Annotated in this window: 9 protein-coding genes; 5 read left to right on the top strand and 4 right to left on the bottom strand. The window is 60.2% G+C overall.

The genetic code is table 11. The features are described 5' to 3' along the window. Positions 1 to 4 precede the first annotated feature (4 nt). From V6Z53_RS15695 to V6Z53_RS15680, 4 genes are all read right to left on the bottom strand, one after another. Positions 5 to 2,260: an Orn/Lys/Arg decarboxylase N-terminal domain-containing protein gene (locus tag V6Z53_RS15695; protein WP_338580485.1), complete on the bottom strand. Its 2,256-nt coding sequence runs from the start codon at positions 2,258 to 2,260 to the stop codon at positions 5 to 7. Positions 2,261 to 2,472: 212 nt separating this feature from the next. Next, complete coding sequence (gene dnaQ / locus V6Z53_RS15690) at positions 2,473 to 3,231, bottom strand: DNA polymerase III subunit epsilon (protein ID WP_338580484.1); 759 nt, start codon at positions 3,229 to 3,231, stop codon at positions 2,473 to 2,475. A gap of 71 nt (positions 3,232 to 3,302) precedes the next feature. Next, positions 3,303 to 3,755: a ribonuclease HI gene (gene rnhA / locus V6Z53_RS15685; protein WP_338580483.1), complete on the bottom strand. Its 453-nt coding sequence runs from the start codon at positions 3,753 to 3,755 to the stop codon at positions 3,303 to 3,305. Between the two features lie 92 nt (positions 3,756 to 3,847). Then, the gene (locus tag V6Z53_RS15680) at positions 3,848 to 4,606 is read right to left on the bottom strand and encodes a methyltransferase domain-containing protein (RefSeq protein ID WP_338580482.1); all 759 of its coding nucleotides are present in this window, start codon (positions 4,604 to 4,606) and stop codon (positions 3,848 to 3,850) included. 65 nt (positions 4,607 to 4,671) lie between these two features. Between V6Z53_RS15680 and gloB the strand changes: the two genes are divergently transcribed. The 5 genes from gloB (at position 4,672) to V6Z53_RS15655 (ending at position 11,960) form a co-directional block, all read left to right on the top strand. Then, positions 4,672 to 5,439, top strand: coding sequence for a hydroxyacylglutathione hydrolase (gloB, locus tag V6Z53_RS15675; protein ID WP_338580481.1), 768 nt, complete (start codon positions 4,672 to 4,674; stop codon positions 5,437 to 5,439). A 99-nt stretch (positions 5,440 to 5,538) separates the two neighbouring features. Continuing rightward, positions 5,539 to 6,981: a transglycosylase SLT domain-containing protein gene (locus tag V6Z53_RS15670; RefSeq protein WP_338580480.1), complete on the top strand. Its 1,443-nt coding sequence runs from the start codon at positions 5,539 to 5,541 to the stop codon at positions 6,979 to 6,981. Between the two features lie 230 nt (positions 6,982 to 7,211). Then, the gene (locus V6Z53_RS15665) at positions 7,212 to 9,044 is read left to right on the top strand and encodes an extracellular solute-binding protein (RefSeq protein ID WP_338580478.1); all 1,833 of its coding nucleotides are present in this window, start codon (positions 7,212 to 7,214) and stop codon (positions 9,042 to 9,044) included. Further along, positions 9,041 to 10,882 carry an extracellular solute-binding protein gene (locus tag V6Z53_RS15660; RefSeq protein ID WP_338580477.1) on the top strand — a complete coding sequence of 614 codons (1,842 nt, stop codon included), beginning with the start codon at positions 9,041 to 9,043 and terminating at the stop codon, positions 10,880 to 10,882. The genes V6Z53_RS15665 and V6Z53_RS15660 overlap by 4 nt, the downstream gene beginning before the upstream one ends. Positions 10,883 to 10,886: 4 nt before the next feature. After that, the gene (locus V6Z53_RS15655) at positions 10,887 to 11,960 is read left to right on the top strand and encodes a microcin C ABC transporter permease YejB (RefSeq protein WP_034146535.1); all 1,074 of its coding nucleotides are present in this window, start codon (positions 10,887 to 10,889) and stop codon (positions 11,958 to 11,960) included.

Here is an 11,960-nt window from a genome sequence, read left to right as displayed (position 1 = left end):
GTCCTCATTCCTTGATGCAATCGACGGTATAGTGCCGCCCATTGCCCTCGTCTTCATGTTGCAATCCGTGCACATCGGCGACGAACCCCGGGAAACTGCTATCGAATGTGCGAGCAAACGCCAGGTAGTCGATGATCGAGCGGGCTGACTCGGTAAAACGCTCACCCGGCATGATCAACGGAATTCCCGGGGGATACGGCACCAGCATTACGGCAGCGATCCGCCCTTCCAGAGCATCGATCGACACCGCTTCGACTTCGCCGCGCACCAGGTAATCATAGGCGTCCGCCGGCTTCATGGCGATTTCCGGCAGTACCGTGTACATGCGCTTGAGGTGTTTGGCCGTGGCATTGCTGCGATAGCAGGCGTGCAGTTGATCGCACAGATCGCGCAGCCCCATGCCCTGATAGCGCGCGACATTCTGTTGCGCCACACACGGCAGGCAGTTCGCGAGGCTGACGTTGGCGTCATAACTGCGCTTGAACTCCAGCAACTCGGTGAGCAGCGTGCTCCATTTGCCCTTGGTGATGCCCATCGAGAACAGCACCAGGAACGAATACAGCCCGGTCTTCTCCACCACCAACCCGCGCTCCCAAAGGAACTTGCTGACCACCGCCGCCGGAATCCCGCGTTCACTCAGTGCGCCGCCCGCGGTCAGGCCCGGCATCACCAGGGTGACTTTGATCGGATCAAGCAACACGTAATCGTCGGTCACGTCGCCGAAGCCGTGCCAGTCATCCTCCGGCTGCAGCAGCCAGTCTTCGGTCACCACTCGGTCGATGCCTTCCACCGACGGCGGCTGCCAGATCGAAAACCACCAGTCATCCGCCGCGATGTGCTGACGCAGATTGGCCAGCGCCCGGCGAAAGCTCAGCGCTTCGTCGAACATTTCCTGCAACAGCGAACGCCCGGCCCCGCCCTCCATCATCGCCGACGCAACGTCCAGCGAAGCGATGATGCCGTACTGCGGCGAGGTGGAGATATGCATCATGAATGCTTCGTTGAAACGGTCACGATCCAGTTGCCGAGCGCCACCGTCCTGCACGTGAATCATCGACGCCTGGCTGAACGCCGCGAGCAATTTGTGGGTGGAATGGGTGGTGAACACCAACGGGCCATCGTCACTGCGGGACGTGCCCATGCCGTAACGCCCGGCGAAAAACTCATGGAACGCCGCGTAGGCGTACCAGGCCTCATCGAAATGCAGCACCTCGACGCTGTTGCCCAGTTGCTGCTTGATCAGCTCGGCGTTGTAACAGAGGCCGTCATAGGTCGAATTGGTCACTACCGCGAGCTTGACCTTGGGTGCTCGGCCCTTGGTCAGCGGGCTGGCATCGATCTTGGCCTTGATCGCCTGCGGACTGAATTCGCTCAGGGGAATCGGGCCGATGATGCCCAACTCGTTACGCTCCGGGCACAGGTACAACGGAATGGCGCCGGTCATGATGATCGAGTGCAGCACCGATTTATGGCAGTTGCGATCCACCAGCACCAGGTCATCGCGCGCCACCATGGAATGCCAGACGATCTTGTTGGCGGTCGAGGTGCCGTTGATGACGAAGAAGGTATGGTCGGCGCCGAAGTTGCGTGCCGCCCGGGCCTCGGCTTCCGCCAGTGGCCCGGTGTGATCCAGCAACGAGCCGAGCTCCGGCACCGAGACCGACAGATCCGAACGCAGGGTGTTTTCCCCGAAAAACTGGTGAAACGCCTGCCCCACGGGGCTCTTGTGATAGGCCACGCCGCCGCCATGGCCGGGGGTATGCCAGGAATAATTGGAATCGGCGGTGTGCTGCACCAGCGCCTTGAAGAACGGTGGCAGCAGCCCGTCCAGGTACTTGCGCGCTGCCCGCGCCACTTGCCGGGCGAGAAAAGGCACGGTGTCTTCGAACAGGTAGAGAATCCCGCGCAGCTGATTGAGCTCGGCCATGGCGTCGGCGGGCGCGTTTTCCAGGGTCACTTGTTCGCCCAGGGCGAAGATCGGCAAATCCGGCGCACGCACACGCGCCAGTCCGATCAACTCGGCCATATTGTGTAATAAATGAGAATGGGCGCTGGCGTCTTCCGCCGCGATCAGCATGCACGAGAGACCGTGGTGCGTCGACGCGACCAGCCGCCCTTCGGTGTAATCCATCGCCGAGACGATGCTGAAACCTTCCTGTTCCAGCTCCCGGGCGATACCTCGCACGCGGTCGCCGGCGACAGTGTCGGCCTTGATGTCGCGATGGACGATCAGCACCGGGAATTTCAGGTCTTTGTACATGAGGCTCAGTGTCCCGAGGCGGCAGACCAGAGCCTGCCAATCACCTCAGGGTAGAGGGTTGAAGCGGATGTGGCGAGCGTGATGCCCTAAAGCGGTACCGGTGCTGCACTATTTTGTAGCGGAAATTTCTTTTGTAGGAGCAAGGCTTGCCCGCGATAGCGATCTCTCAAACGCCATCGCGAGCAAGCTTTGCTCCTACAGATAAGCGCACATCAGGCCTGCGCTTCCGCCTCGGCCAGTTGCAACCACAAGGCCGGGGCGCCGGCGGATTTGCTGATGATTTCCAGACGCGTCGCGTGTTGCGCCAGATCGTCTTCACTGGCGCGAATGATGAGGGCCGGCTTGCGATCGGCCGGCAGACGACGGATTTCAGTGGCGGAGTTGTCCGCGCCTTCACCGGAGCCATTGCCGTCGGACGCGTTACCGGCCAGGGACAAGCTGGTCTGGCCGCCGGTCATGGTCAGGTAGACGTCGGCGAGAATCTCGGAGTCGAGCAAGGCGCCGTGGAGTTCACGGCCCGAGTTGTCGACGCCATAACGTTTGCACAACGCATCGAGGCTGTTGCGCTGCCCCGGGTGACGTTCCCGGGCCATCATCAAGGTATCGAGGATCGAGCAGTGTTGCGTGATGTCCGCACGTTCGTGCTGGCCCATCAGGGCAAATTCGTTGTTGATGAAGCCAACGTCGAACGCCGCGTTATGGATGATCAGCTGCGCGCCCTTGATGAACTCGAAGAACTCTTCGGCCACCTCGGCGAAACGCGGCTTGCCCACCAGGAATTCGTTGGTGATGCCGTGGACGCCGATGGCGCCTTCATCACTTTCGCGGTCCGGTTGCAGGTAAACGTGAAAATGCCGGCCGGTCAGGCGCCGACCGATCAACTCGACACAACCGATCTCGATAATCCGGTGGCCGTCGGTCACCGGCATGCCGGTGGTTTCGGTATCGAGTACAACGGATCTGGTGGCCATCAGTGCTCAGCTCTCAACGGGTCAATCGTGCAAAAAACGCGGATATTAACATGCTCCTACAGGATCAAAAATCAGACTTGCTTGAAACCGCGCACTTCATCCACGCCACGGTTGGCCAATTGGTCGGCCCGTTCGTTGCCATGATGGCCAATGTGCCCGCGCACCCATTTCCAGGTGACGTTGTGGCGGTTGACCTGTTCGTCGAGCAGCTTCCACAGGTCAGCGTTTTTCACCGGCTCTTTCGCAGCAGTTTTCCAGCCGCGTTTTTTCCAGTTGTCCATCCACTCGTTGATGCCTTTCATGACGTATTGGGAGTCGGTCACCAGCAACACATCGCACGAACGCTTGAGCTCTTCCAGGCCACGAATCGCGCCCATCAACTCCATGCGGTTGTTGGTGGTATTGGCTTCGCCGCCCCAGAGTTCTTTTTCAACGCCCTTGCACACCAGCAACGCGCCCCAGCCACCAGGACCGGGATTGCCTTTGCAGGCGCCATCAGTGAACAGTTCTACGCTATCGCTCATGCCAATCTATCCAGAAAATGCGGTGGCTCGCCGATCGCTGATCGACAACGCCCGAGACCGGGGCAACCCCGGTCGGAAATTGAAATTGGGTATTACGGTTCGATATTGCGCCGGTTGACCTTGGCCATCGGCAACGGAATCAGCTTGCCCATCGGTTCGCGGCGTTCCTGGCGGACCGGTCGCAGCCCTACGACAATCTTGCGCGCGACCAACAAATAGAAGCCGCCGCCGGACAATTGCCAGTCACCGGCCTTGCGTTCCCAGCCGGCCAGACGGGTCTGCCAGGCAGGCGAAGCAAGCGGCGGACGATAGCACCCGAAGCGGCGTTTCTCCAGCGCGAAGCCCAGCAGGTTCAGCCAGTCAGCCACCCGTGACGGAGAAATACAGCGCGCCTTGCCCAACCCGTCATGAGCAAACACATGACGCAGGCCCCAAGTGCTCCAGGGATTGATGCCGATAATCAACAGATGCCCGCCGGGCCGTACGCTGCTCGCGGCTTCACGCAGCAAACCGTGGGGCGACAGGCAGAAATCCAGACCGTGCTGCAACACCACCACATCGGCGGCATGCTCGCTCAATGGCCAGGCCTGCTCTTCGCAGACAATCTCGACCCCCGGCAACGGTGCGCCGAGGCGTACATTGCGCTGGACTTGCGGTGCCGACGGCGGGGTTTGCGCCGACGGGCCGTAATGCACCAGATAGCCGCCGAAAAAGCGTCCGAGCTCTTCTTCAAGCATGCGCCGTTCTTCATCCAGCAAAAATTGCCCGATCGGACCGGACAGCCACTCGCGGGCCTCGCTGATCAATTCCAGCCAGTCAGGATCGGCCTGAGCGAACGCTTTATCGGTCATTGCATTCTCCAACGCGCCAGGAAGTTCTAAGATGCGCCATTGTTTTCAGCTTGGCGAATCCGACGATGATACAGATCACTGCCCTGCCCGCCTTCACCGACAACTACATCTGGTTGTTACAAGACCCCGACACCCGGCGCTGCGCGGTGGTCGATCCGGGCGATGCCGCGCCCGTACGCGCCTGGCTCGCGGCAAATCCGACGTGGGTACTCAGTGATATTCTGATCACTCACCACCATCATGACCATGTCGGCGGCGTCCAGGAACTGAAGAAAGCGACGGACGCAAAAGTCTATGGCCCGGCCAGCGAAAACATCCCGGCGCGGGACGTGGCCCTCAAGGACAACGATCGCATCAACGTGCTCGGCCATGACTTCGATGTCATCGCCGTCCCCGGTCACACCCTGGGACACATTGCCTATCATCACCCCGGCCTGCTGTTCTGTGGTGACACCTTGTTCGCCGCCGGTTGCGGCCGTTTGTTCGAGGGCACGCCCCAGCAAATGTACACATCGTTGTCCCGTCTCGCGGCCCTTCCCGAGGATACGCGGGTGTACTGCACCCATGAATACACCCTGAGCAATCTGCGCTTCGCCGCTGCTGTCGAGCCGGGTAATCCAGACACCCTCGAACGCCTGGCCACCGTCACCCGACAACGGGAAGCCGGCATCATCACGCTGCCTTCCACGGTGGCCCTGGAAAAGCGCACAAATCCGTTTTTGCGCACCGGTGAAACATCCGTTAAAGAAAAAGCGGATGAACGGACCGGCACCGATAACTCCGCGCCCGATATGGTATTTGCTGCTTTACGGGCTTGGAAAGACACGTTCTAAACAGCTTGCACGATGGTCCTAAAACGCTGAAAGGTTGACCGCAGAGGGTGCGCTTTCTAGAATCGCCCGACATTTTTGCCCGGAACTTACTTCCAGCCAATGTCGTCATCCATACGTAAGTCCATCAATTCAGACGCATTGACCCGCTTGGCTCAAGCCATAGCGGTGGCTGTGTCCGCCACTCTGGCGGGTTGTTCCAGCCATGCTCCGCAGACTGAAGCGACACATACGCCGAACATTGCTGCCCGCGCCAAGCAGAAGCCTGTCTGGCTCAGCGAAAAGCCGAGCCCGCAGATCCCGCAGGACGTCTGGGAGCGCATGCGCCAAGGCTTCCAGTTGCAGGACAACGTGGGCGTCAACCCGCGCATCGAGCAACAGCGCCTGTGGTTCGCCAGCAATCCGTCATTCCTCGAGAACGCCGGGGAACGCGGCAGCCTCTACATTCACTACATTGTCGAACGCCTTGAAGAACGCAACATGCCGCTGGAACTGGCGCTGCTGCCGGTGATTGAAAGCGCCTACAACCCGATGGCCTATTCCCGGGCCGATGCGGTGGGTTTGTGGCAGTTCATTCCGTCCACCGGGCGTTACTTCAACCTGCGTCAAACCCGCTTTTATGACGGCCGTCGCGACATTACCGCGTCGACCACCGCGGCGATGGATTACCTGACCCGTCTGCACGACATGTTCAACGGCGACTGGCTGTTGGCCCTGGCTGCCTACAACGCCGGTGAAGGCACGGTCAGCCGCGCCATCGAGCGTAACGAAAAGCTTGGCTTGCCGACCGACTACTGGAACCTGCCGCTGCCAGCCGAAACCCAGGCCTATGTGCCGAAGCTGCTGGCCCTCTCGCAAGTGGTACTGGCGCCGGAAGCCTACGGGGTGAACCTCAACCCGATCGCCAACGAACCGTATTTCCAGGTCGTCGAAATCAACCAGCGCATGGACCTGTCCAAGGTTGCCGCGGTGGCCAACATCGACGAAGACGAACTGTTCCAGCTCAACCCGGCCTTCAAGCAGCGCACCACCATCGACGGCCCCCAGCATTTGCTGGTGCCGACGTCCAAGGCGCAGTTGCTGACCACCAGCCTGCAAACCATGCGTCCGGAAGAGCTGATCAGCAAGAAGCCGCTCAAGCCTGTGTTCGATGGTGCAGACAACACGGCAGTGGCCAGTGCCAAACGCAATTACCGGGTCAAACGCGGCGACAACCTTGGCTCCATCGCCAAGGCCAACAATGTCGACGTCAAGGATATTCAGCGCTGGAACAAGCTGTCGGGCAAGAACCTCAAGCCCGGTCAGACCCTGGTCTTGCAGGACACCAGCAAGCGCAGCCCGGGCCGCGTCAATACCGTGGTCGCGGCCAATTCCAAGACCAAAGCCAAGAAGTCGCAATCGCAGTACAAGGTTCAGCAAGGCGATTCGCTGTACATCGTGGCCAAGCGCTTCAACGTTGAAATGCAGCATCTCAAGCGCTGGAATCCTCGTGTCGGCCAGGCGCTGAAGCCGGGTCAGATGTTGACGGTGTCCAATCCGCACTAAAAAATGAGCCCCTGACTTCAGGGGCTTTTTTTTGCTCCTGTAGGAGCCGAGCTTGCTCGCGATAGCGGTGTTTCGGTCAACATCAATGTTGAATGTGATGCCGCCATCGCGAGCAAGCTCGGCTCCTACACGGACTGCGGCGCTCAATAAAGTTCTTGTCTTTTTCCTGTCCATACAAGCTGTTACTGTACGGGCCACCAAGCCCAAGCCGCCCGGATCGGATTTCTTATTTGAAGCGTCCCCTGCTCCTGCTCCTGATCAGCCTGGCCTTGAGTTCCACCGCAAGCGCGACGATCAGCGAAAGCCATGGTTATGCGCAGTTCGGCACGCTCAAGTATCCGGCCAGATTCACCCACTTCGACTGGGTCAACCCGCAAGCGCCCAAGGGCGGTACGTTGCGGGTAATGGCGTTTGGCACGTTCGACACACTCAACCCGTACACTTTCAAGGGCACCAGCCCGGTTGCCACACCGAACTTCCTGCAATACGGCATCAACGAGCTCAACGAACCGTTGATGGTCGGCACCGGCCAGTACGCACCGTCGGGCGACGAGCCCACCTCCAGTTATGGCCTGATTGCCCAATCGGTGGAGTACAGCGAGGATCGCAGCTGGGTGGTGTTCAACCTGCGCCCCGAAGCGCGCTTCCACGATGGCACGCCGATCACCGCGTACGACGTGGCGTTCTCCTACCGTTTGCTGCTCAAGGAAGGCCATCCGCAGTACCGCACCAATCTTCAGGAAGTATTGCGGGTCGACATTCTCAACCCGCAGCGCATTCGGTTCGTATTCAAGCGCGCCGGCAATCCTTTGCTGATCCTGCGTCTAGGCGAGTTGCCGGTGCTGTCGCAGCACTACTGGAAAGGTCGCGACTTCAAGGCGACTACCTTTGAACCGCCGCTGGGCAGCGGGCCATATCGCATTACCTCGGTGACGCCGGGCCGGCAGATCGTCTTCGAGCGGGTCAAGGATTACTGGGGCAAGGATCTTTCGGTCAACCGTGGCAAGTACAACGTCGACCGCATGGAAGTCGAGTTCTACCGAGACAGCGACGTCGCGTTCGAAGCGTTCAAGGCCGGCGAGTTCGACATCTACATCGAACATCAGGCGAAGAACTGGGCCAACGGTTATGGCTTCCCGGCGATACGCCGTGGCGAGGTGATCAAGGCGCAAATCCCGCACCAGATCCCGACTCAGACGCAAGGCCTGTTCATGAACAGCCGCCGCGCGACGTTTGCCGGGGCGAGCGTTCGCGAAGCGTTGGGGTTGATGTTCGACTTCGAGTGGACCAACCGCACGCTGTTCAGCGGCGCCTACAAACGCGCCATGAGTTACTACCCCAACAGCGAGTTCTCCGCCACCGGCCTGCCGGTCGGCCATGAATGGCTATTGCTCAAGCCGTACCGCGATCAGCTCCCCGCCCGATTGCTCACCGAACCGTTCAGCCTGCCGCAAACCCAAGGCCAGGGCATTCCTCGCGAAACCATGCGCAAGGCCTTGAGCCTGCTCGCCGAGGCGGGCTGGAAGCTCAACGGCCAGCGCTTGCAGAACGCGGCCGGGCAGCCGTTGCGCCTGGAGATCTTGCTGGTCAATCCGAACCTGGAACGCATCCTTCAGCCTTACGTCGAGAACCTCGCCAGCATCGGTATCGACGCCCGGTTGCGCACGGTCGATCGCGCCCAGTACAAACAGCGCCTCGACCAGTTCGACTTCGACATGATCCTGATGACCCTCAACCAGACGCTCAGCCCCGGCCTGGAACAGTGGCAGTACTTTCACTCCAGCCAGGTCGGGGTCAAGGGCAGCAAGAACTACGCGGGCATTGCCAATCCGGTGGTCGATCACCTGCTCGAACAACTGCTCGCGGCCAAGACCCGCGATGAGCAAGTCGCCGCCGGCAAGGCCCTCGACCGGGTGCTGCTGTGGCAGCACTACATCATTCCCAACTGGTATCTCAATTATCACCGCCTGGCGTACCGCAACCGGTTCGCCTTCGTCACCACGCCGCCCTACACCCTGGGCCTGAGCGCGTGGTGGTTGAAGTCTTCGGAGAAAGATCGATGAAACCCATCAGCGCCCTGCTCTTGCAGGCCAGCGCCCTGTTGTTCGCCGGGCTGGCCAGTGCCGCCCCGCAACATGCGTTGACCCTGTACAACGAACCGCCGAAGTATCCGGCCAACTTCAAGCACTTCGATTACGTCAACCCGGACGCGCCCAAGGGCGGCATCTTCCGCCAGGCCGGTTTCGGCGGCTTCGACAGCCTCAATCCGTTCATCAGCAAAGGCGTGTCGGCCAACGACATCGACCTGATCTACGACACCCTGGCCAGGCAGAGCCTGGACGAACCCTTCACCGAATACGGCCTGATCGCCGGCAAGATCGAAAAGGCCCCGGACAACGACTGGGTGCGTTTCTATCTGCGGCCCGAAGCGCGTTTCCATGACGGCCATCCGGTGCGCGCCGAAGACGTGGTGTTCAGCTTCCAGACGCTGATCAAGGATGGCGCGCCGATGTACCGCGGCTACTACAACGATGTCGAGGATGTGGTTGCCGAAGATCCGCTGACCGTGCTGTTCAGGTTCAAGCATAAAAACAACCGCGAGTTGCCGTTGATCCTCGGCCAGTTGCCGGTGCTGCCCAAACACTGGTGGGCGACCCGTGATTTCAACAAGGGCAACCTGGAGATGCCACTGGGCAGCGGACCCTACAAGGTCGCCGAAGTGAAGGCCGGGCGCTCGGTGCGCTATGAGCGGGTCAAGGACTATTGGGGCAAGGACCTGCCGATCAATCGCGGTTTCTACAACTTCGATGTGATGACCACCGACTATTACCGCGACAACACCGTGGCGCTCGAAGGCCTCAAGGCCGGGCAGTTCGATTACTGGCTGGAGATGACCGCGAAGAACTGGGCCAACGCCTACAACATTCCGGCGGTCACCGAGGGCCGGCTGATCAAGGAACAGATCCCCAACGGCAACCCCACCGGCATGCAAGGCTTCGTCTTCAACTTGCGCCGCCCGGTGTTCCAGGACGTGCGCGTGCGCCAGGCCCTGACCTTGCTGCTGGACTTCGAATGGACCAACAAACAGTTGTTCAACGGCGCCTACGCGCGCACCCGCAGTTATTTCGAGAACTCGGAAATGGCCGCCACCGGATTGCCGGACGCCGATCAGCTGGCGATTCTTGACCCGTTCCGCGGCAAGATCCCCGAGCAGGTGTTCACCGAGGCGTTCCAGAACCCGGTCACCGACGGCAGCGGCATGATCCGCACCCAGCAACGCAAGGCCTATCAGTTGCTGCAAGAGGCCGGCTGGCGCATCGTCGACGACAAGATGGTCGACGCCACCGGCAAACCGGTGAGCATCGAATTCCTGCTGGCCCAGACTGAGTTCGAACGGGTGCTGCTGCCGTTCAAGCGCAACCTGAGCGACCTGGGCATCGAACTGGTGATCCGCCGGGTCGACGTCTCGCAGTACGTCAACCGCGTGCGCTCGCGGGACTTCGATATGATTGTCGGCAGCTTCCCGCAGTCCAACTCGCCGGGCAACGAACAGCGTGAATTCTGGATGACGGCAGCCGCCGACAAACCCGGCAGCCGTAATTCCATGGGCCTGAAAGACCCGGTGGTGGACCAACTGGTCGAGCAACTGATCAACGCCGATTCGCGTAAAAGCCTGGTGGCCCACGCCCGTGCACTGGACCGCGTGCTGCAATGGGGTTATTACGTGATCCCCAACTGGCACATCAAGACCTGGCGCGTGGCGTACTGGAACCACATCGGCCACCCGAAGGTCTCGCCTAAATATGACATCGGCACGGCCACTTGGTGGGTCAAGCCCGATGCCAAACCGGCGATAGAGATCGAAACCAAATTGCAAGCCGACCCTGCGGGCACGGAGTAATCAGATGCTGGCGTATATTTTTCGGCGACTGCTGCTGATCATTCCGACCTTGTTCGGCATTTTGCTGATCAACTTCGTGATCATCCAGGCCGCCCCCGGGGGGCCGGTGGAGCAGATGATCGCCAAGCTCGAAGGCTTTGAAGGCGCCACCAGCCGCATTGCCGGCGGCGGTGCCGAAGTGTCGGTGGCCGGTTCCGCCTATCGCGGCGCCCAAGGCCTGGACCCGGCGCTGATCAAGGAAATCGAGCACATGTACGGCTTCGACAAATCGGCGCCGGAACGTTTGTGGATCATGGTCAAGAACTATGCCTCGCTGGATTTCGGCGACAGTTTCTTCCGCGACGCAAAAGTCATCGACCTGATCAAGGAAAAGATGCCGGTGTCGATCTCGCTCGGGTTGTGGAGCACGCTGATCATGTACCTGGTGTCGATCCCGCTGGGGATCGCCAAGGCCACGCGACACGGCAGCCACTTCGACGTCTGGACCAGTTCGGCGATCATCGTCGGCTATGCGATCCCGGCGTTTCTGTTCGCGATCCTGCTGATCGTGGTGTTCGCCGGCGGCAGTTATCTGGACTGGTTCCCGTTGCGCGGGCTGACCTCGAACAACTTCGATGAACTGAGCATGGGCGGCAAGATCCTCGATTACTTCTGGCACTTGGCATTGCCGGTGACCGCGTTGGTGATCGGCAACTTCGCGACCATGACCCTGCTGACCAAAAACAGCTTCCTCGATGAAATCAACAAGCAGTACGTGGTCACCGCCAAGGCCAAGGGCCTGACCAATCACCGCGTGCTCTACGGCCACGTATTCCGCAACGCGATGCTGCTGGTGATCGCCGGTTTCCCGTCGGCGTTCATCGGGATTTTCTTCACCGGTTCGCTACTGGTGGAAGTGATCTTCTCCCTCGACGGTCTCGGCCTGATGAGCTTTGAAGCCGCGATAAACCGTGATTACCCGGTAGTGTTCGGCACGCTTTTCATCTTCACCTTGCTGGGGCTGGTGGTGAAATTGATCGGCGACCTCACCTACACCTTTGTCGATCCGCGCATCGACTTTGAAAGCCGGGAGCATTGA

The sequence above is a fragment of the Pseudomonas sp. MAG733B genome (genome assembly GCF_036884845.1).
Classification (GTDB): domain Bacteria; phylum Pseudomonadota; class Gammaproteobacteria; order Pseudomonadales; family Pseudomonadaceae; genus Aquipseudomonas.
Note: the sequence above shows the minus strand (reverse complement) of the source record. Positions and strands in the feature narration are given on the sequence as shown.